This is a genomic window from Fervidobacterium nodosum Rt17-B1, assembly GCF_000017545.1.
GTDB classification, from domain to species: Bacteria; Thermotogota; Thermotogae; order Thermotogales; family Fervidobacteriaceae; genus Fervidobacterium; species Fervidobacterium nodosum.
Genome location: NC_009718.1, coordinates 1,268,515 through 1,289,477, shown reverse-complemented (window position 1 = coordinate 1,289,477; position 20,963 = coordinate 1,268,515). Strand labels below are relative to the sequence as shown.

Here is a 20,963-nt window from a genome sequence, read left to right as displayed (position 1 = left end):
AAAACCCTGTGTATTTTGTCATCTGATTATGGTATAATCAATTTAGTTTTTAATTTATAATCCGCGCTGGTTAAGGAGGTTTGATGAGATGGAATGGGTTTACATCAAGGATCTTAAGAATTATATAGGTCAAGATATCGAGCTAAGAGGTTGGGTTAGAAGGAAAAGATCGAGTGGAAAAATTACTTTTGTTGAAATGAGAGATGGAACGGGCTTTGTTCAAGTAGTAATTGAAAAATCAATAGTTGGTGACGAAAATTTTGAGAAAGCAGATAAACTTAGACTAGAATCATCTTTAATTGTTCGTGGTAAGGTAAGAAGTGATGAAAGAGCACCTAATGGTGTTGAGATTCTTGCTAATGAAGTTGTTCCTGTTCAAATACCGACTGAGGATTTCCCAATTCAAAAACCAGATCACAGTATAGAATACTTGATGGAACACAGACACCTATGGCTTAGAGCCAAAAGACAATTCCACATACTGAGAATAAGGGATGCGGTTATAAAAGCTATAAGGAAATTCTATTGGGAAAGGGATTTTGTCCAAGTTGATACGCCTATATTTACAGGCGCGATAGGTGAAACAGCTGGTAATTTGTTTGAAGTAGATTACTTCGATTATGGAAAAGTTTATCTTACACAAACTGGTCAACTTTATCTTGAGGCCGCTTGTATGGCTTTGGGTAAAGTATTCAACCTTGGCCCAACATTCAGGGCAGAAAAGTCCAAAACGCGAAGACATCTTATCGAATTTTGGATGAACGAAGCAGAAGTCGCTTACTATGAACATGAAGATAATGTCAAACTCCAGGAAGATCTTGTTTACTATATAGTCCAGTACGTTCTAAATAATGTATACGACGATTTGGTCGCAATTGGAAGAGATGTATCAAAGCTTGAAAAAGTCCAAAAGCCATTCCCAAGGATGACTTACACGGAAGCTGTTAAATTCCTTCAGAAGCAAGGTTTTGATATAAAATGGGGCGATGATTTTGGAGGAGATGAAGAAACGGTGTTGGCAAAACAATTTGACAGCCCATTATTTGTAACTCATTATCCAAGGCAAGCAAAAGCATTTTATATGCAACCTGATCCTAACAACCCAGAAGTTGTGTTGTGCGATGACTTATTGGCACCGGAAGGCTATGGAGAAATTATAGGCGCATCGCAACGTATACACGATTACGATCTTATGGTTGAAAGACTGAAAGAAAACAATTTGCCTGTTGAAAAATACGACTGGTACTTAGACTTACGAAAGTTCGGAAGTGTTCCTCACAGTGGATTTGGTCTTGGTGTTGAGAGGACAATTGCATGGATTGCTAGTTTAGAACACATAAGAGAAGCCATACCATTTGCAAGAACGTTGTACAGAGTCCATCCTTAATAACTATAAGCCAAATTTTTAATAACCCCGTTTCTAGTAGTAGCGAACTAGAAACGGGTTTTTTTAATATAAATATTAAACAATTACGAATCGTACTCATTTTGAGAAAATTCAAACAAAGGCATATAAGTTTTTAAATCCTTAAATGTTTTACCTTTAACGGTTATAAAGTCTTTAGCTCTTTTTAGCGAAACTCCTATTTTTTCTAGAGCATCAAGGTTAAGTGTTCCGTACTTTCTTAGTTCAATTATTTTTCTGGCAGATTTCAAACCAATCCCTGGAATCCTTATTAATTCATCAAATTTTGCTCTTGATATATCTATTGGAAAGAGCTCTGGATGTTTTAATGCCCAAAGCGTTTTCGGATCAATATTTAAGTCTAGATTTTCCGAATTATCAAAAATTTCTTCTATAGAGTAATTGTAAAATCTTATGAGAAAGTCTGCTTGGTATAGTCTATGTTCTCTTAAGGGATTTTCGCTCTTTTGAGGAAGTCTTTCATCGTTATTTATAGCAACATATCCTGAATAGTATACCCTCTTAAGTTTATACACTTTATAGAGCTTATTTGAAAACTCTATTATTTTTTTATCTGATTCGTTAGTTGCACCAACTATTATTTGTGTTGTTTGTCCGAGAGGAGAATATGGATTTACATGTGGGTGCCTCTTTTTTTCTTCAACGTATTGAAGATATTTAATTGAGGAAATATGTAAAGGCCTTTGTATTTCTTCCGGTTTTTTTTCAGGTGTGAGATTGAAAAACGCCTCTTTTTTCAAAAATTCAACATTTATACTTACCCTGTCTGCAAACATTCCTGCTTTTTCAATCAATTTTTCATCTGCGCCAGGAATTATCTTTAAGTGGATATATCCAGGAAATTTTTCTTCTTCCTTGAGTTTTTTTGCAACTTTAATCATTTGTTCCATAGTGTAATTTGGGTCCCTTATTATTGCCGAACTCAAAAAAAGACCTTCTATATAATTCCTTTTGTAAAGATCTAGAGTTAATTTTACCACCTCATCGACTGTAAACGTTGCTCGTCTTATGTTATTTGATTTTCTGTTTATACAGTACGCACAGTCATATATGCACGCATTTGAAAGTAATATCTTTAGTATGGGAATGTATTTACCGTTTGCTGCGCTGTAATATACAAAATTTTTTCTTCTTTCCCCAAAAGAGCATGAAACATCATATTTTGCAGCAGCAGAAAGAATACTCAATTTTTCTTCAAGCGTCATACCAACCCCTCCAAGTATACTTTTGTATATATTATATCATGAAAAAATATATTTTCAAAACAGTTCAAAAATGATAAAATTTAATTAGTTTTGTACAATAACTGAAACTGGCAAAATTTGGGAAAAAATTGACTATCCAGAATAGTTACAAGCGCTCAAAAAATAACTGAAAAAGGTGAGAAAAATGATATGGTATGTTTTGATAGTATTCTTTGCAGGTTTCTTTATAGGGAAATTCATCAAAACTGAATGGATAAGCAAATTCAAAGTCGTTATAATTTTGACTATGCTCTTGCTGTTTTCATTAGGTCTTGAGATAGGTGCCAACGATGAGCTTTTCAAAAAGATTGATGAGATATTTCTTTATGCATTTCTTATAGCTTTATTTGGAAGTATCGGGAGCTTTTTATTTGGTTACATTTCCGAAAAACTTTTTGAAAAGGCAGGGCGGAAAAAATGAGTGCTTTATTCCTAATTTTATCAGTTATATCAGGTCTTTTTATAGGAAGACTAACTCATTTTGAATTACATGGTAAAGCGGTTGAAATAATTCTTTATGCGCTTGTTTTTTTAGTTGGTCTTGATTTAAGTAAAGAAAAAATAGAGAAGAGATTTTTAAAAGGTATACTCATGACAATAATTTCGACAATAGTGGGGACTCTAATATTCGCATTTATACTTTCGCTATTTTTACCACTGAAAAAGCTTGAAACACTTCTTGCGGCATCTGGCTTTGGTTGGTATAGCTTATCAGCGGTTATAATTACCAGTACATACAGTGCGTATATTGGGAGCATTTCTTTCTTTGCGAATGTACTTAGGGAATTGATAGCTATAATCATTTCGCCGTTTGCTTTGAAAAAAAGCAGATATGGTACTATATCCGTTGCTGGTGCTACATCAATGGATACCTTATTAGGAATTATTTCTATGTATAGCGATAGAGAAACAGCACTTATTTCGTTTGGCCATGGGTTTGTAGTTTCAATTTTAGTACCCGTATTCGTTAATCTTTTTCTGAAACTTTTAGGTGTGTAAAATTTTATTTTTCTTTTATCCATAAGCTTTAAAGATTTATTAAACGCCTGAGTAGTAGGAAATATAATGCAATTTGTAACAAATAAATGAGTATAGTTGTTACGCGAGAAGGCTTTACAGTTAACAAAAGATGGTGTAGAATGAAACTCGCGCTGCGAAAAAGCAAAGCGCAAGAAAAAGAAAAACAAAAAAATAAAAAAGTCAGTTGACAAAAACAAGTGAATGTGGTAAATTAAGAAACGCTTGAGAAAAAAGCGAAATGAAAAAACGAATAAAAATACCCCTTGACAAAAATAAGCGAACGTGGTAAAGTATGAAACGCGCGATAAAAGATTGACACGATGAAGTGAAGGAAAGAGTCCGGTCATTGAAATATGAATAGCAGCCACCGAAAAAAAGATAAAGAGCAGGGTTGAACCTGAAGATTAGCTTGGAGGGTTTGATCCTGGCTCAGGGTGAACGCTGGCGGCGTGCCTAACACATGCAAGTCGAGCGGTGCAGCTGGAGACTTCGGTTGAAGGCTGCATAGCGGCGGACGGGTGCGTAACACGTAGGAACGTGCCCCCTGGAGGCGGATAGCTACGGGAAACTGTAGGTAATCCGCCATAGACTCGGGAGAGTAAAGGCCGGAAGGCGCCAGGGGAGCGGCCTGCGGCCCATCAGGTAGTTGGTAGGGTAACGGCCTACCAAGCCGACGACGGGTAGCCGATCTGAGAGGATGGTCGGCCACAAGGGCACTGAGACACGGGCCCTACTCCTACGGGAGGCAGCAGTGGGGGATATTGGACAATGGGCGAAAGCCTGATCCAGCGACGCCGCGTGGAGGACGAAGCCCTTCGGGGTGTAAACTCCTTTTGCTAGGGAAAAAGTACTGATGGTACCTAGCGAATAAGCCCCGGCTAACTACGTGCCAGCAGCCGCGGTAATACGTAGGGGGCGAGCGTTACCCGGAATCACTGGGCGTAAAGGGTGCGTAGGTGGCCCTGTGTGTCTGGCGTTAAATACCACGGCTCAACTGTGGGATTGCGCTGGAAACTGCAGGGCTTGGGTGCGGCAGAGGCAGATGGAACTGCTGGTGTAGGGGTGAAATCCGTAGATATCAGCAGGAACGCCGGTGGAGAAGTCGGTCTGCTGGGCCGTAACCGACGCTGAGGCACGAAAGCTAGGGGAGCGAACCGGATTAGATACCCGGGTAGTCCTAGCCGTAAACGATGCTCACTAGGTGTGGGGCCGGAAGGCTCCGTGCTGAAGCTAACGCGATAAGTGAGCCGCCTGGGGAGTATGCCCGCAAGGGTGAAACTCAAAGGAATTGACGGGGGCCCGCACAAGCGGTGGAGCGTGTGGTTTAATTGGAAGCTAAGCCAAGAACCTTACCAGGGCTTGACATGCTGGTGGTACCGAGCCGAAAGGTGAGGGACGCTACCGTAAGGTAGTGAGCCAGCACAGGTGGTGCACGGTCGTCGTCAGCTCGTGCCGTGAGGTGTTGGGTTAAGTCCCGCAACGAGCGCAACCCCTGCCCTTAGTTGCCAGCACGAAAGGTGGGCACTCTAAGGGGACTGCCGGCGACGAGCCGGAGGAAGGAGGGGATGACGTCAGATACTCGTGCCCCTTATGTCCTGGGCGACACACGCGCTACAATGGGGCGGACAGCGGGAAGCGAGCCAGTGATGGTGAGCAAAACCCTCAAACCGTCCCCCAGTTCAGATTGTGGGCTGAAACCCGCCCACATGAAGCCGGAATCGCTAGTAATCGCGGATCAGCCACGCCGCGGTGAATACGTTCCCGGGCCTTGTACACACCGCCCGTCAAGCCACCCGAGTTGCGGGCACCCGAAGACGGTAATGCTTAGGCATACCGTTGAGGGTGAACGTGGTGAGGGGGGCTAAGTCGTAACAAGGTAGGTGTACCGGAAGGTGCGCCTGGATCACCTCCTTTCTAAGGAGAGACAGGTGGCTGCTATTCGTATTTGAGTGATTGGGCTCGTAGCTCAGAAGGTCAGAGCGCACGCCTGATAAGCGTGAGGTCGGAGGTTCGATTCCTCCCGAGCCCACCATGGGTGGGGACATAGCTCAGCTGGGAGAGCACCTGCTTTGCAAGCAGGGGGTCAGGGGTTCGAATCCCCTTGTCTCCACCAATGGGACAGGTCATTGAAAAGTGCATAGGGAAGAAGGTGAAGGTAGTAAGGGCATGCAGTGGATGCCTAGGCGGCGAGAGGCGAAGAAGGGCGTGGCAAGCTGCGAAAAGCCCGGGGGAGCTGCAAGCGAGCGTTGATCCCGGGATACCCGAATGGGGCAACCTGTGCACGTGAAAGCGTGCACGCCGAGAGGCGCGAGACCCGGGGAAGTGAAACATCTCAGTACCCGGAGGAAAAGAAATCAAACGAGATTCCCTGAGTAGAGGCGATCGAAAGGGGAGGAGCCTAAACCAGCCGAAAGGCTGGGGTTGTGGGACACAGTTAGGCTGAGTCCGCTCCGTAATCACTCATAGCTGAACAGTCTGGGAAGGCTGACCGAAGAGGGTGACAGTCCCGTAGGCGAAATGAGTGATGAAGGAGTGACTGTGATCCCGAGTAGCGCGGGACTCGAGGAATCCCGCGTGAATCAGGGGGGACCACCCTCCAAGGCTAAATACTCCTCGCCGACCGATAGCGCAACCAGTACCGTGAGGGAAAGGTGAAAAGCCCCCCGGAAGGGGAGTGAAAGAGACCTGAAACTGCATGCCTACAAGAAGTCGGAGCCCGCGAGGGTGACGATGTGCCTTTTGATTAATGAGCCTGGGAGTTATCGCTGCTGGCGAGGTTAAGCCGATAAAGGCGGAGCCGGAGCGAAAGCGAGTCCGAATAGGGCGCGAGTCAGTAGCGATAGACCCGAAGCCGGGTGAGCTACCCATGGGCAGGATGAAGGTGGGGTAAAACCCACTGGAGGTCCGAACCGGTGGATCGTGAAAAATCCTCGGATGACCTGTGGGTAGGAGTGAAAAGCTAACCGAACTCGGTGATAGCTGGTTCTCCCCGAAATGCATTGAGGTGCAGCCTCAGGAGTTCTGTGGTGGAGGTAGAGCGCTGGTAGGGCTAGTGGGGTAACCTGCGAACCCTGTCAAACTCCGAATGCCGCCACACGAGATCCTGGGAGTGAGCCCGTGAGGGATAAGCTTCACGGACGAGAGGGGAACAACCCAGACCGTCGGCTAAGGGCCCGGAGAGGTGGCTAAGTGTGAAGAGGAAGGATGTGGTGTGGCCCAGACAACCGGGATGTTGGCTTAGAAGCAGCCATCATTTAAAGAGTGCGTAACAGCTCACCGGTCGAGCCGCACTGCGCCGAAAATGTGCGGGGCTGAAGCCACCCCCCGAAGCCACGGAATCTACCGTTAGGTAGATTGGTAGGGGAGCGTTCCGCGGTAGGGAGAAGGTAGACTCGAGAGAGCTACTGGACGAAGCGGAAGTGAGAATCCAGGCATGAGTATACGAGAGGATGGTGAGAATCCATCCCCCCGAAAGCCTAAGGGTACCTGGGGAAGGGTCGTCCGCCCAGGGTAAGTCGGGACCTAAGGAAAACCCGAAAGGGGTATCCGATGGGAAACCGGTTAATATTCCGGTACCACCGGCTAACCGATACTGCAAGCGGGGACGCAGGAGGCTAAGCTCTGGGGATAAGTGGCAAATCCCTCCAAGCGGTTAGGCGAAGAGGGCTGTAGGTAAGTCCGCAGTCTGAGCTGAGCCGTGAAGGGGAGACTCCGAAAGGGGTCAACGGAGCTGACGCCACACTGCCAAGAAAAGCCGCGTGTAGTGGTTAGCAGGTGCCCGTTCCGCAAACCGACACAGGTAGGCGGGCTGAAAAAGCTAAGGGGAGCGGGATAACCCTTGCCAAGGAACTCGGCAAATTGACCCCGTAACTTCGGGAGAAGGGGTGCCACGGTAGGTTGAAGTCAGGGGAAGCCGCGAGGTGGAAACTGACGGAGGCCGAGGTGGTCGCAGAGAAATGGCCCTGGCGACTGTTTACCAAAAACACAGGTCTCTGCCAACTCGATGAGAGGAAGTATAGGGACTGACGCCTGCCCGGTGCCGGAAGGTTAAGGGGAGGGGTGCAAGCTCCGAACCGAAGCCCCGGTAAACGGCGGCCGTAACTATAACGGTCCTAAGGTAGCGAAATTCCTTGTCGGGTAAGTTCCGACCTGCATGAATGGCGTAACGACTGGGGCACTGTCTCGGCAGGGGACCCGGTGAAATTTCAGTCTGGGTGAAGATGCCCAGTACCCGCAGCTAGACGGAAAGACCCCGTGGAGCTTTACTGTAACCTGGTATTGTGCTCTGTTGCGGCGTGTACAGGATAGGTGGGAGGCGAAGAAGCGTGCTCGCCAGGGCACGTGGAGCCGGCGGTGGGATACCACCCTCGTTGCAGCGGAGTTCTAACCTACGCATGTGGAGAGCATGCGAGGGACAGTGCCAGGTGGGCAGTTTGACTGGGGCGGTCGCCTCCTAAAGAGTAACGGAGGCGCGCAAAGCTCGGCTCAGGTGGGTTGGAAATCCACCGTTGAGTGCAAGGGCAAAAGCCGGGCTGACTGCGAGACCGACGGGTCGAGCAGAGGGGAAACCCGGTCCTAGTGACCCGGCGACTCCGAGTGGAAGGGTCGTCGATCAACGGACAAAAGTTACCCCGGGGATAACAGGCTAGTCTAGCCCGAGAGTTCACATCGACGGCTAGGCTCGGCACCTCGATGTCGGCTCATCCCATCCTGGGGCTGAAGCAGGTCCCAAGGGTTAGGCTGTTCGCCTATTAAAGGGGTACGTGAGCTGGGTTCAGACCGTCGTGAGACAGGTCGGTCCCTATCTGCTGCGGGCGTAGGAGGCTTGAGGAGGGTCGCCCTTTGTACGAGAGGACCAGGGTGAGGGAGCCACTGGTGTACCAGCTGTACTGCCAAGTGCATACGCTGGGTAGCTACGCTCCTGAGCGATAACCGCTGAAAGCATCTAAGCGGGAAGCGCGCTCCGAGATGAGGCCTCCATAAGGCCGGTCCGAGAAGAGGACCTAGATAGGCTGGTGGTGGAAGCGCCGAGAGGCGTGGAGCCAACCGGTACTAATAGGCCGAAACCTTCACCTTTAAGCCCTATGCACTTTTGAATGACCTGGGTGCCGATACTACGGTGGGAAACGCCCAGAACCATTCCGAACCTGGCCGCTAAGCCACCGTGGGCCGATGGTAGTAAGCGGGCGACCGCTTGCGAGAGTAGGTAGTGCCCAGGATTTCTTAAATCCTCACCCCCTGAATCATTTCGATTCAGGGGGTTTTTGTTTTTGTTTGTTCTGAATATTTTTCAATTCTCATACAATTTGTTGTAGTAGAAAGTTTAATTGTGTAAATATTTTGTTAATTTTACATCTTAAACATGCTTAGTGATATAATTTAAATAGTAGTTTTCTATTGATTTTTGTTTATATTGCGAACTTATTCATGTGGTGGGTGATTTTAGTTATGAAAATAAAGGAAAAATTTAGTTTGGTATTACCTTTATTTATTGTTTTATTAATTTGTATTTCCATATTTGCCATCTTAGATTTTTTTATGCATTTACTTAATAAGCCAAGAGGTATATTAATCTCAAACTGGAACCATACTATTCCGTTTTATGAAAGAATTGATAATCCTGGTAAGTTAGAACTTGCAGGACATTTTAGAATTGACGAAAACAACTTAAAAAAAGATTTGGCTATTGTTTTTCAGAAAGCAATTGTAAATAGGTTAGAAATATACGTTAATGATAAATTTATAAATGCTTTTGGGGACGCGAAAAGTGGTAATTTATGGCCTAGCGCGATTGTTCAAGAATTACCAAAAGAGGTTTTGAAAGAAGAGAATACATTGAAATTAGTAATTTATGGAACTGTTGGATATGGCATTTCGTATAATCCGTACATAACCGAAGCAAATATAGCAAGAAAAACAGCGTATTGGATTACTTTATTAAGGAACAATATAGCTTTAATTGCAATGGGAAGCGCGATGATAATTGTGTATATACTTCTTTTTAGTTATTCTTTATTAGATTTTGCCGATAAGAAATTGTATTTAAACATTGGATATTCAATTTTTTTCACAATTCTATCCCTTATACAATTCATTTACAGGGAAACTTCTGGTAGTCAATTTATGTATTTAATATTAGAAAAATTGAGTACAATTTCTCCGTTGTTTGGTATAACATTTATATATTTTGGATTAAATTCATTAGTTAAGCGAGAAATTAAATTATTCTGGAAGAATGTTTTAATTTTTACTCCTATTTTACTTACTATTCCAATTTTTTCTTTTAACAGAATTTCGATGTATAATAATTTAGTAAGCCTTGTAGAGCTTTATTCGTTTTTGATGGTTTTTTTAACACTGTTCTTGATAGTTCGTTACCAAATGAAGGAATATTATTTTCCAATACTCTTTCTTACAACAACCGCACTTCAAACTTTGTATGTTCTGGTTAATCAGCTACCAGGTGAGTTAATGATAGTTTATGGTCGAATTGTATTTTCAATTTACATTGGTACGTTAACTATCAAGAAATTCAAAAATATATCGGAAATTAAAAGAATTTTAGAGCAAGAAAATCTTATTGACAAGTTAACTGGTGCGTACAATCGTAAGATAATAGAGTATATAAAACCAGAAGGAATTCTTGTTATACTTGATTTAGATAACTTTAAAGAGGTTAACGATATTTATGGTCACATCCACGGTGATAAAATATTAAAACGTTTTGCGGATATTGTAAAGCAAAATATTAGAAGTGGCGAAGATTATTTTATAAGGCTCGGCGGAGATGAGTTTTGTATAATAACAAAATCAGTAGATATTAAAGGTATGATGGAAAGGATATACAATGCTTCAAGAAATGAGCTGGGTTTAGGTTTTTCTTACGGTTTTGCGGCTTTCACAAATTTTGATGAAGCTTATGCACAGGCGGATAAGGTTATGTATGAAATGAAAGAAAGAAGAAGGAGGGGAAAACTATGAAAAAGGTGTTTGGATTTTTATTTGTTACGGTATTAATTGTTCTTTCGTTCGCTCAAACAGTTCAAATCTTAGTTAAACCAATAGATGCTTCATTGCCAGATTCACTTTTTAAGTCAACGGGGAGTAAAACATTCAATATTCAGTATTTAAAGCTTTTCTCCGATAACGAAGCAAAAGCTTACATAATTAAAGCTTGGTATTTTCAACCAAGTAGTGTAACCAGTGGAGTTTTCAAATTTAAAGTGAGGCTTGTGGATGAAAAAAATAAGAAAGAGTACGTTTACGAATTTCAAGGTATAAAGGATAAGTCATATTTTAGACTAAAACCAGTATTTGTACTATGCCCAAGTAGTATGAAGATATTTATAAACAATGAACTCATTCCAGAGGAAAAAACTAAGAGCGAAGAAATAATCCTCCCAGTGCAAACTGGAGATTTAGGAGGCGCAGTAATGAAAGTATTACAAAGAGCGGGAAGTGGATATAGAGAAATTTCCGAGAATGATTTTGCCTCGAAAGACGAAGAAATATTCATCCAAATTATTGCTGGTACTTTCCCAACAGGTGGTTATAGATTAGAGTTGAATGAGCCAGATATCGTATTTCCAATCACTGGAAAACGTGGTAAAATAACGATTACAGGTAAATTCTATAGACCGGGTAAAGGAGATATGGTAACTCAAGCGTTTACGACACCTTCAAAAACTATTTCACTTGGAAAACTTCCAGTTGGAGAATACGATATCTATGTTAATATAGAAGATTTAGGAGAGTTCATCTCCACGTTAAAAGTTAAATAAATTGAATTTAGAGAAGGTGTTACTATGATTATTTCAGAAAAAGTGAAAAAGGCACTTGAGGATGGTATTCCAGTAATTGCGTTGGAAAGTACAGTGATTGCGCATGGCTTACCGTATCCACATAACGTGGAAACAGCTAAAATGCTTGAGGAGATGGCTTTAGAAAACGGAGTGGTCCCAGCAACAATTGGCATTTTAAAAGGTGAAATTATTGTTGGAATGTCTCAAGAACAAATAAACGAGATGCTAGCTGACGAACCCTTGAAGATCGGAACAAGGGAAATCCCATACGCAGTCGGTATGAAAAAGAGCGCTGCAACTACCGTTAGTGCTACGATGAGAATTGCAAAAATTGCAGGAATTGATGTTTTTGCAACGGGTGGTATTGGTGGTGTGCATATCGGTGACTGGGACGTTTCCCAAGATATTACCGAGATGGCAAAAAGCGATGTTATTGTAGTTAGCGCTGGGTGTAAATCCATCCTTGATGTGAAAAAAACTATAGAATTCCTTGAAACTTTCCAGGTAACTGTTGTTGGGTATAAAACAAATAAGTTTCCAATTTTTTACGAAGGATTATCAGACTTTAACTTAGAGCATCGTGTTGATAGCCCTGAAGATATTGCAAAGATATTTAGAGCTAAAAAATCATTGGGTATTGAAGGAGCGTTACTTGTTGCAAATCCAATCCCACAGGAATTTGTCATATCAGAACAGGAAGTCGATGGGTATATGAAGCAAGCATTGAGTGAATGCTTTGAAAAAGGAATAACAGGCAAAGCTGTAACTCCTTATCTTCTTTCAAGAATTGCACAACTAAGTAATGGGAAAACATTGACTTCAAATATAGAACTGCTCAAAAATAACGTACTTTTAGCATGCCAGATAGCAAAAAGTCTAAAGACAATGGCTTAAAACCTAAAATAGAGCAAAAACTTATTCTAACAAATAAAGAAAGGCTCTTTGTCAAGTAGTGGGGTGGGTATTCTGAATGCCCACCTTTTTAGCTTTTTCAAGCATACATTAAATGTTATTAATGTATATTATAGGCAATCAAATCTAAAAAAACTAATACCACTTTTGCCCACTCATATAGTGGGTTTTTAAATATTCAACTTTTTCAACTTATCTACCACAACTGTACAAAATCCTCTTCCTGAATCTTTCAAAATTCCTGTATCCAAATCCATTCCTCTTTAATACTTTTATCTTGTTGTTAAAACCCTCTGTCGTACTATTCGTATATGGAACATCAAATGCATTTACTATCTCAGAAAACCAGCTCCTAAAAACCTTTACACATCTCATAAATTCAGAAAGTCCACTTTGCTCTGCTCTCTCTATCCACTTTTTTAATACGAGTCTTGCTTCTTCAGAATTACTGCTCTTTAACACTCTCTTAAATTCTTCTTTGAGTTGATGGGCTTTCCTCAAATCTTGACTATACCAAAACATTACTTCTAATTCTTCTCTTTGCTCAGGCTCAAGTTCTTCATAATTCTTCAATAACAACTTCCTACTCCTCTTAAAATATCTCCTCAAATTACTTCCTAATTCCTTTTGTACCCTTTTCCTCACATTTTCTAAAGCCCAATAAACGTATCGGGTAAAATGAAATTTGTCTATCACTATTTTAGCGTTTTTAAAATATGTTTTTGCTACCTCTACAAATGGTCTCCACATATCACAGATAAAATATTTTACTTTATCTCTACCTTTCAGCCTCTTAAAATACTCAATTAAAATATTTTGCTTTCTATCTTTCAAAATCTCGATTATTTGCCCTTTTACAGGATCTACAAATATACATTGATATTTTGCTCCACCTGCATTGCCTTTAAACTCGTCTACACATATTGCTTCAGAAGAAAACTCATCTACAGTTTGACCTGGATTTACTTTATCAAACAATCTCATAACTGTTGTCACTGAAACATTTGTGTATTTTGCTACCTCCTTCATACTTGTTAAACTTCCAAGTTGACTTATAATATATGCTGCAAGTCTATTTGTCATCCTTTGAGATTTGCCTAAAAAACTTATGTGTTCAAAAAACTTCTTCCCACATGCTTTGCAGACATATCTTCTCTTTCTTATAATCAAATATGTTTTCTTGCCCATTATAGGTACGTCTTTTACCTTCTGTGTGTGATAATCATGTACCTTACTTGTAATATTACCACATTTAGGACATTTGTGGGGCTTTTGTACCTGACTTATGTGAAGTTCTATTTCACTTTCATTCTCATTCATTTGGTGAAGAATAATATCTTTCGATTTTAAAAGTTCAGTGATATAATTAGATTTGAGCACTTATTCTGGATGCCTCCTTTCTTTTTGAGTGTTTTTTTTGTCATAAAACAGTTTTTATTATAGCAGGCATTCAGAATAAGTGCTATATTTTTTCCTTTTTACCCACCCCAATATTTATTATAGAGCCTAAAGAAAAAATCTATATCGAGGTGCTCGAAGCACCTATTTATTTGTTATTTGAAAAGTACGGACAGAGGGAAATAAGCATTGAAATCGAAGATAGTTATTATCCTATACATGAGGACTTGCATCAACGACTTGAGATGATGATTCCTTTTTTAGGATTAGAGGATGAAGACGAAAAAATAGCTGAATATGTTATATACAACATAGATAGCAAAGGAAAATTGAGAGTTTCGGCGCAAGAAGTTGCTCAAAAATTTGGTGTATCAGTTGAGAAAGCACGAGAGATAATAGATACTATCTACGAAGCATTTTCAGATGAGATTAATCAATTATCTTCAGAAGATGAAGAAAATTACATCCTTCCGGATGTTGCAATAATGCCTGATTACGTCGAAGTTAGAAAGATTGAGGTAAAAGATCCTGTCGTTATGAAAGCGATAGAAATGAGAGAAGAAACGTTAAGAAAAATATGTGAGATTGTTAGAAAGATAAATGAACCATTTCTAAGAGGCTATCGAAAATATCCACACGTAGTGACTATGAAATACGTTGCTAATTTGGTAGGTTTACATGTCTCAACGGTTAGTCGAGCAGTAAATAGAAAATACGTTAACACACCGATAGGGGTATTACCACTCAGAATATTCTTTGGAAGATTGTTGAACCCAAAACTTGTGATGAATGAGATAAAAGAATTACTTAAAATAGACAGCAAATTAACAGATAAGCAGTTGGTGATACTTTTAAAATCTCTTGGAATAAATATTTCAAGAAGAACAGTGAATAAGTATAGGAATCTCTTAGATAATCTTGGATAGTTTTGATACACTTTGATATATTTGAACATTTCTGAAAATTTTTTAAACCCCAGGGAGGAAGAAAGTATGAAATTTTTGTTTGTTAGTGATACTCACGGATCTGCTAAGGCTTGGGAAGATATTGAAAAGCTTTTTAAACTTGATGAATTTGACGATATTTTTCATCTTGGAGATGTACTTTATCATGGTCCGCGAAATAAATTACCTGATGCATATGATCCGAAGACATTAATTGATATGTTAAAAAAATACGATATAAAATACATAAGAGGGAATTGCGATGCGGATGTTGATTTGAAAGTGCTTGAGGTTCAAGAAATGCCAAAGATGGTTATGGAATATTTCGGTGATTTCTCTCTTTTACTCATTCATGGAGAGATACTCGAAGAAAATGATGTTAAGGATTTTCTTAAGGATAAAAATGTCCATTTTCTTATTCATGGGCATACACATATATCAAAGATAGAAGAAATCGATGGAAAATACATTCTTAATCCGGGAAGCACTTCTCTTCCAAAAGGTGACACTCCAAGAAGTGTGATGGTAATAGAAGTCAAGGATAATACATTCAGTGCGGAGTTTTACAATTTAGACAACGGGCAGGTGTACATGGAGGGAAAATGGACATTGAAAGATTCAAAACTGTTAAAGGAGTAATTGAAACCAAAATAAATATAGAACGCTCTATATTTATCGCTACGCTTTCATATGTTGAAGACGAAAGAAAAGCAAAAGAATTTATATCAGAAATATCTAAAAGATATAAAGATGCGACGCACAACTGCCCTGCCTACAGAGTTATAGAAAATGGTAATATATTGGAATTTTCTTCAGATGCGGGAGAGCCTTCCGGAACAGCTGGGTTACCAATGCTTAATACACTCAGGAAAAATGAGCTTCTCAACGTAGCCGTTGTAGTTACTAGATATTTCGGTGGTGTAAAACTTGGCGTGCGCGGTTTAATAGATGCTTATTCACAAGCAGTTCAAGAAGTTATTGACAAAGCGGTTGATATGAAAAGCATAGTCGTGAAAAAAAGAGCATACAAGCAAAAATTGAAGATAGATTTTTCTTCATATGGTAAGAAAATGCAACAACTCATTTATATGGGAGTGACCATACTTGATATTTCGTACACCGAAGCTTATGCTTATCTTGAGGTAATTTATGATAAACCATTAGATATAAGTGAAGTTGAAAGCACAGAGGAAGTGTACATATAAGTTTTGAATTGAGTAATTATATTTAAAAAGGAGGCATACAGAAATGATTTCCAAAAGAGCTATTGAAACACCAGCGAGTCCTATTAGAAGACTTGTTCCGTACGCAGATGAAGCAAAGAAACGTGGTATTAAAATTTATTATTTGAACATTGGGCAACCAGATATAAAGACTCCAAAGGTATGGTACGAATATATAGAAAAATTCAAGCCAGAAGTGGTTGCATATACACATTCTCAAGGTTTACTCGAGTTGAGGGAAGCTTTCTCTAAATACTATGCTCAACACAACATTAACGTAACCCCTGATGAAATAATGGTTACAAATGGTGGTAGCGAAGCTATAATGTTTGCGCTCGGTGTTGTCTGTGACCCAGGTGATGAGGTTATAACTATAGAGCCGTTTTATGCAAATTACATGGGATTTGCCTCATATTTGAACATCAAACTTGTGCCAGTTACAGCTCATCCGGAAGATGGATACAGACTTCCACCTATGGAGGCGTTTGAAAAAGTAGTTTCACCTAAGACAAGGGCGATATTATTCTCTAATCCATCAAATCCAACAGGTACGGTTTATACTTATGAGGAAATGAAACAGATTGTTGATTTTGCAAAAAAACACAATCTTGTTATTATTTCTGATGAGGTTTATAGGGAATTTACATTCGATGGTAGAAAGCACATCTCCGCATTCCATTTCGAAGGCATAGAAGAACAATTGATAATGGTTGATAGTATTTCAAAACGTTACAGTGCCTGTGGCGCAAGAATTGGTACGTTCGTTACAAAAAATAAAGAATTTTATAAAAACGCTCTGAAATTCGCTCAAGCAAGACTTTGTCCTGCGGAAACCACGCAATTTGGTGCTATTGGATTATTAACGCTAGGTAAGGAATACACAGACGAGGTAAGAGATGAATACCAAAAAAGAAGAGATGCAACATACAATGCTATGAAAGAAATACCAGGTGTTGTTGTTCACAAACCAGAAGGTGCATTCTATCTATCAGCTAAATTGCCTGTAGAAAATGCCGAAGATTTTATCATATGGATGCTCAAAGAATTCAACGTTGATGGAAAAACAACGATGGTATCACCACTCAGCGGATTCTATGCGACACCCGGTGCGGGAATGAGTGAAATAAGGATAGCATATGTACTCGAAGCTGATAAATTAGCTGATGCTGTAAAAATACTTGGTGAAGGTATTAAGAAATACAACGGAAGATAATAATACAATCGAAAAGTCACTTCCTTAATTCGAGGGAGTGACTTTCTTTTTTTAAGTATAGAAAAACAAAAGGAGTGAAAAGACGATGAATAATTCGCCAAATTTTCCGAGTATGCGCAGAAAAGATAGAGAGTTAAGCGAGGAAGAGGCTTATGAAATTTTAAAATCTGCTGATTATGGAGTGCTTTCTACTTACAATGGTGAATACCCTTATGGAGTTCCTGTGAACTATGTTTTTGACGGTAAAGCTATATATATTCACTGTGCACTTGAGGGCCACAAGATAGAAAATATAAAAAAACATCCAAAAGTTTGTTTTACAGTTGTTAAAAACTATGAAATTTTACCAGATGAGCTTAGTACAGCTTACCAAAGCGCTATTGTTTTTGGTAAAGCAAGCTTAATCGAAGGAGAAGAAAAAATAACCGTGCTGAGAACTCTTGGCATGAAGTATTCAAATAATTTGGAAAAGATAGAGAAGGAAATTAATGATTCTGGAAAAGCAACTGGGGTTATAAAAATTGAGATAGAATACGTCAGTGGCAAAGCAAGGAAAAGATAAATAAAATAAAAAACTCCTCCCAAAGAATCTTAGGGAGGAGTTTTTGTTTAGATTGATAATTTAGAAATTAACTTCTCCGGAGAGAGATAAATAAGTTCTATTAATGAAATCACTAATATCAGTTTTTAGTCCAAGTGATAACTTTTTATCTTTCATAATAAATGTTACTTTTGCATCTACATTTGAAAGGTCTGTACCAATGTAATATTCTATTCCTTCCGTTGCGTAGGTTGCTGATACATTTATACTTGAATAACTTATATCGTATCTTCCATCTAGTGAAATTGTATCTTTTCCTAATGTTGTTCTTATCTTACCGTATATGTTTGTTCCATCAAATGATGCATAAATCCCAAATGCGTTAAGTGAAAATGTGGTACTTACAAAGAATGTTTGATCCAAACTGTACATTCCGCAAATTGAAAGTCCGAATGTCTCTGGTAGTGAAATTTCTCCAACAATAGCTACATCACTTGAGAAATAGTCTTGCGACACGTATAATTTATACATCTTGCCATCTATACCTACTATCCATGGGAGTTTTCCACTTTCGTATCCCACACCTGTTATAAGTAAATAATCGCCAAGAGAGTATTTAAAAAGAGCACCTGTATTTTTTCCAATTGAATAAAGCGAATCATCTGATACATAAGCAAAAGGAGATTTGTAGAATAATTCAAAACCGTAGTTATCTTTGTATAATTTGACATTTGCATTTGATATATTTGCACCATCGTAAGTAATTCCAAGAGAAATTTCCTCGTTTGGTTGGAATAATAATGTTAGTGTATTAGAAAATGCACTGCCAACTAAGAATTTTGTGCTGTCGGTTTTGAATTCGTATTTGAATTTGTATTCTCCTTTTACGGGTAAACCACCCGCTGTTTGCTGTAGTTCTTCTATAGAAATCTTTCCATCTTTTTGGACAAGTTTGAAAATTCCATTTTTTCCGCCGTAACCGTCTGATTTATAACCTGGTGCATTTGGATCTTCTTCCCATACATAGTTTCCACCAATTAAAAAGACGTATTTATACTCGTAAGTTCCTGGTTGTAATACTAAGCTGGCAACCCAGTATCCGTTTACAAGTTGCATTTTCAATGCTTTTGGATTCCAACTGTTGAATGAACCTGCAAGATAAGCTTCTTGGGCATTTTCTTTTTTAACGGCGAAGATAACTTTATTTCCATCTATAGATAATCCTGGTTTTACTGTTTCAGCTGTAGTTACTTGCTCTTGTGTTTTTTCCTCCTTTGCTCCTTCAGATTTTGTAGCATTTTGAGGAGCTCTAACGATTAATTTTCCGCCTTCTTTCGCAACTTCGAGGACAGCATTTTTTCCACCAAAACCATCATCTGTATACCCAAACGCATTTGGATCTACTGTCCAATTTCCATCGATTATAAACTTATATTCGTAAATTCCAGGTGACAATTCTAAAACTGCTTCCCACCAACCAGCATCGACATAATAACATTCGGTATCTTTATCGTTCCAATTATTGAATGAACCTGCTATGAAAACATGCTTGGCACCTGGTGCATTTATCCTTATCACAACGTATCCATCTGGGTCAACGAATATTGTGTTCTCTCGTTTTTCATTCAATTCGTATTTCTTGCCTTGGGATTGTTGTGTACCTTGTTCACCAAGGATTTTTCCATCAGCTGTCAATGTGAATGCTCCATTTTTTCCACCAAACCCGTCGTCCACATACGCAGGAGCTTCAGGATCTTCTTTCCAAGTTTTGCCATCTATTACGTATTTATACTGATAACTACCAGGTTTAAGTTCAACTTCGTAAGTCCAAACACCATCGGTAAGTTTCATAGGCCAAGCGGTTGGATTCCAATTGTTAAAGTTACCTGCCAGATATACAACGTTGGCTTCGGCTTTGAAAGTAAAGACAACTTTGCCATTTACAAACTTTACACCCGCAAAGATTGAAGTAACAGATATTAGCAAAACTGAAATAACTAAAACTATGAGTAGCTTATAACCTTTCATCCACAGCACCTCCTGATTATTTTGCTAATAATTAAATATGGATTTACCACCAGAGATTCAATTCTACGCCAAGAATAGGGGTAAATGGGTTATTCTTATCAAATTCACCATTACCGATCCAGAATTTGACTTCACCCAAAGAAAAACCAGTAAACTTAACTTCGGAGTAAAGAAAATCTTTCTCTTCATAGTAACCTATAATCTTCTGGTACTTTGCAAAGAGTGAAATATTTCCAAGGTTCCTCCCAATCTCACCATAGAATATTTCACCTATAGTGTTGACAGAACTATGAATTGGTTTACCAAAAGTATATTTCAAGCTTCCGTTAAATTCAGCTAAAGAAAATTTCGTGCCAAAGGATATTGAAAACTCTCCCCACTGAGTTGGCATTAATCCAGAAAAGGTTGTTAAATTCATCTTTTTCAAGCTTAAATTGAACTGATTCAAATTAACATCAATCCCAACTTCTGCATTGCTTAGTAAATCTTGTGTAAGATTATCTATTCCAAATTGAGTATTTAAATATGTATTGAATGAAGGTATGTTCCCGAACTTATACCACAAATTTACAGCATTCTGCTTTTCGTCAGAACCTATGAATTTATATGTTATCCCCCAATTGTAACTTCCGTCTGCAAGTTGGCCAAATAAGAGTGCATTTTTTACGTCAAAATTTGCTATATCTTTTACGGCAACTTCAGCTTTTAAATCGTTATTTAAAAACTTTGATGAATAAGATAATGCTGTATCAAAGATCTTACCCCGCTTACCTATAACAATGTAGTAATCTGATAAATTTGAGGAAACGTACATCAAATCAAAATTGTTAAAAAGCACAAATTTGAAAGAAGAATATTCTATCTCTATACCGTTTTTACCACTATCAATTTTGTAAGTTTCAATTGGGTCATTTGTGGAACCAAAAATAGTGTTATCGTACAAAGATAATTTTAATGTGTCAAATTTTAAAACAAGCTTTGCAGATTCTAAGTTTGTTCCATTGAGGTTAAACGATAAATCGTATCCTGAACCAAAAGAACTACCTGCCATTCGAAACTCCGAGCCAAAATATGTTTTTAATTGTTCTTCTGAAAAATCAAAGCTCATTGAAAATTTTGTGGAATAATTTATTTGAAGAGCAAACAAAGTGGTGAATGAGAAGATGATTAAAATCAAGATATTAAAAAATTTGGCATGTTTATGTTTCACGA

The 20,963-nt window shown here is 39.4% G+C and carries 15 protein-coding genes, 2 tRNA genes and 3 rRNA genes; 16 read left to right on the top strand and 4 right to left on the bottom strand.

Features of this window, described 5'->3' with window-relative positions; genetic code table 11:
• The first annotated feature begins 88 nt into the window (after positions 1-88).
• Positions 89-1,387, top strand: coding sequence for an asparagine--tRNA ligase (gene asnS, locus FNOD_RS06270; RefSeq protein WP_011994351.1), 1,299 nt, complete (start codon positions 89-91; stop codon positions 1,385-1,387).
• 83 nt (positions 1,388-1,470) lie between these two features.
• Here asnS and FNOD_RS06265 read toward each other — a convergent pair whose 3' ends face one another.
• Entirely contained in the window at positions 1,471-2,631 is a 1,161-nt protein-coding gene (locus FNOD_RS06265) for a putative DNA modification/repair radical SAM protein (protein ID WP_011994350.1), read from the bottom strand.
• A gap of 184 nt (positions 2,632-2,815) precedes the next feature.
• Between FNOD_RS06265 and FNOD_RS06260 the strand changes: the two genes are divergently transcribed.
• The 10 genes from FNOD_RS06260 (at position 2,816) to FNOD_RS06215 (ending at position 12,386) form a co-directional block, all read left to right on the top strand.
• Entirely contained in the window at positions 2,816-3,091 is a 276-nt protein-coding gene (locus FNOD_RS06260; RefSeq protein WP_041256941.1) for a LysO family transporter, read from the top strand.
• Positions 3,088-3,669, top strand: coding sequence for a LysO family transporter (locus tag FNOD_RS06255; protein ID WP_011994348.1), 582 nt, complete (start codon positions 3,088-3,090; stop codon positions 3,667-3,669). Before FNOD_RS06260 ends, FNOD_RS06255 begins: the two co-directional genes overlap by 4 nt.
• 427 nt (positions 3,670-4,096) lie before the next feature.
• Positions 4,097-5,604 (top strand): 16S ribosomal RNA (locus FNOD_RS06250).
• Positions 5,605-5,645: 41 nt separating this feature from the next.
• Positions 5,646-5,722 (top strand) — tRNA-Ile (locus tag FNOD_RS06245).
• A gap of 5 nt (positions 5,723-5,727) precedes the next feature.
• Positions 5,728-5,803, top strand: a tRNA-Ala gene (locus FNOD_RS06240).
• A 35-nt stretch (positions 5,804-5,838) separates the two neighbouring features.
• Positions 5,839-8,766: ribosomal RNA gene (locus FNOD_RS06235) — 23S ribosomal RNA — on the top strand.
• Positions 8,767-8,791: 25 nt separating this feature from the next.
• Positions 8,792-8,908, top strand: a 5S ribosomal RNA gene (gene rrf / locus FNOD_RS06230).
• The 16S, 23S and 5S rRNA genes sit together here with 2 tRNA genes alongside, the layout of an rRNA operon.
• 230 nt (positions 8,909-9,138) lie before the next feature.
• Positions 9,139-10,671, top strand: coding sequence for a GGDEF domain-containing protein (locus FNOD_RS06225; protein WP_011994347.1), 1,533 nt, complete (start codon positions 9,139-9,141; stop codon positions 10,669-10,671).
• Positions 10,668-11,471 carry a protease complex subunit PrcB family protein gene (locus tag FNOD_RS06220; protein WP_011994346.1) on the top strand — a complete coding sequence of 268 codons (804 nt, stop codon included), beginning with the start codon at positions 10,668-10,670 and terminating at the stop codon, positions 11,469-11,471. The genes FNOD_RS06225 and FNOD_RS06220 overlap by 4 nt, the downstream gene beginning before the upstream one ends.
• Positions 11,472-11,495: 24 nt before the next feature.
• Positions 11,496-12,386 carry a pseudouridine-5'-phosphate glycosidase gene (locus FNOD_RS06215; protein ID WP_011994345.1) on the top strand — a complete coding sequence of 297 codons (891 nt, stop codon included), beginning with the start codon at positions 11,496-11,498 and terminating at the stop codon, positions 12,384-12,386.
• A gap of 210 nt (positions 12,387-12,596) precedes the next feature.
• Here the strand turns inward: FNOD_RS06215 and FNOD_RS06210 are convergent, their stop codons facing one another.
• Positions 12,597-13,784 (bottom strand): ISL3 family transposase, encoded by a 1,188-nt coding sequence (locus tag FNOD_RS06210; RefSeq protein ID WP_011993536.1) that lies wholly within the window; start codon positions 13,782-13,784, stop codon positions 12,597-12,599.
• A 170-nt stretch (positions 13,785-13,954) separates the two neighbouring features.
• Here FNOD_RS06210 and FNOD_RS06205 point away from each other — a divergent pair, with 170 nt between their 5' ends.
• The 5 genes from FNOD_RS06205 (at position 13,955) to FNOD_RS06185 (ending at position 17,744) form a co-directional block, all read left to right on the top strand.
• Positions 13,955-14,728, top strand: coding sequence for an RNA polymerase factor sigma-54 (locus FNOD_RS06205; RefSeq protein WP_187146481.1), 774 nt, complete (start codon positions 13,955-13,957; stop codon positions 14,726-14,728).
• Positions 14,729-14,794: 66 nt separating this feature from the next.
• On the top strand, positions 14,795-15,385 hold the full coding sequence (gene yfcE, locus FNOD_RS06200; RefSeq protein WP_011994343.1) for a phosphodiesterase: 591 nt from the start codon (positions 14,795-14,797) through the stop codon (positions 15,383-15,385).
• Positions 15,349-15,951 (top strand): IMPACT family protein, encoded by a 603-nt coding sequence (locus FNOD_RS06195; RefSeq protein WP_011994342.1) that lies wholly within the window; start codon positions 15,349-15,351, stop codon positions 15,949-15,951. The genes yfcE and FNOD_RS06195 overlap by 37 nt, the downstream gene beginning before the upstream one ends.
• A gap of 43 nt (positions 15,952-15,994) precedes the next feature.
• Entirely contained in the window at positions 15,995-17,182 is a 1,188-nt protein-coding gene (locus FNOD_RS06190; RefSeq protein WP_011994341.1) for a pyridoxal phosphate-dependent aminotransferase, read from the top strand.
• A gap of 85 nt (positions 17,183-17,267) precedes the next feature.
• Positions 17,268-17,744 carry a pyridoxamine 5'-phosphate oxidase family protein gene (locus FNOD_RS06185; protein WP_011994340.1) on the top strand — a complete coding sequence of 159 codons (477 nt, stop codon included), beginning with the start codon at positions 17,268-17,270 and terminating at the stop codon, positions 17,742-17,744.
• A 60-nt stretch (positions 17,745-17,804) separates the two neighbouring features.
• Here the strand turns inward: FNOD_RS06185 and FNOD_RS06180 are convergent, their stop codons facing one another.
• Together FNOD_RS06180 and FNOD_RS06175 are read right to left on the bottom strand one after the other, a co-directional pair.
• On the bottom strand, positions 17,805-19,751 hold the full coding sequence (locus FNOD_RS06180) for an early set domain-containing protein (protein ID WP_011994339.1): 1,947 nt from the start codon (positions 19,749-19,751) through the stop codon (positions 17,805-17,807).
• A gap of 43 nt (positions 19,752-19,794) precedes the next feature.
• Entirely contained in the window at positions 19,795-20,961 is a 1,167-nt protein-coding gene (locus FNOD_RS06175; protein ID WP_011994338.1) for a hypothetical protein, read from the bottom strand.
• Positions 20,962-20,963 lie beyond the last annotated feature (2 nt).

What these genes read in the sequence shown, in the direction of transcription:
- asnS (WP_011994351.1), top strand. Translation starts at nt 89, where the DNA reads ATGGAATGGGTTTACATCAAGGATCTTAAGAATTATATAGGTCAAGAT.
- FNOD_RS06265 (WP_011994350.1), bottom strand. Translation starts at nt 2,631, where the DNA reads ATGACGCTTGAAGAAAAATTGAGTATTCTTTCTGCTGCTGCAAAATAT.
- FNOD_RS06260 (WP_041256941.1), top strand. Translation starts at nt 2,816, where the DNA reads ATGATATGGTATGTTTTGATAGTATTCTTTGCAGGTTTCTTTATAGGG.
- FNOD_RS06255 (WP_011994348.1), top strand. Translation starts at nt 3,088, where the DNA reads ATGAGTGCTTTATTCCTAATTTTATCAGTTATATCAGGTCTTTTTATA.
- FNOD_RS06225 (WP_011994347.1), top strand. Translation starts at nt 9,139, where the DNA reads ATGAAAATAAAGGAAAAATTTAGTTTGGTATTACCTTTATTTATTGTT.
- FNOD_RS06220 (WP_011994346.1), top strand. Translation starts at nt 10,668, where the DNA reads ATGAAAAAGGTGTTTGGATTTTTATTTGTTACGGTATTAATTGTTCTT.
- FNOD_RS06215 (WP_011994345.1), top strand. Translation starts at nt 11,496, where the DNA reads ATGATTATTTCAGAAAAAGTGAAAAAGGCACTTGAGGATGGTATTCCA.
- yfcE (WP_011994343.1), top strand. Translation starts at nt 14,795, where the DNA reads ATGAAATTTTTGTTTGTTAGTGATACTCACGGATCTGCTAAGGCTTGG.
- FNOD_RS06195 (WP_011994342.1), top strand. Translation starts at nt 15,349, where the DNA reads ATGGACATTGAAAGATTCAAAACTGTTAAAGGAGTAATTGAAACCAAA.
- FNOD_RS06190 (WP_011994341.1), top strand. Translation starts at nt 15,995, where the DNA reads ATGATTTCCAAAAGAGCTATTGAAACACCAGCGAGTCCTATTAGAAGA.
- FNOD_RS06185 (WP_011994340.1), top strand. Translation starts at nt 17,268, where the DNA reads ATGAATAATTCGCCAAATTTTCCGAGTATGCGCAGAAAAGATAGAGAG.
- FNOD_RS06180 (WP_011994339.1), bottom strand. Translation starts at nt 19,751, where the DNA reads ATGAAAGGTTATAAGCTACTCATAGTTTTAGTTATTTCAGTTTTGCTA.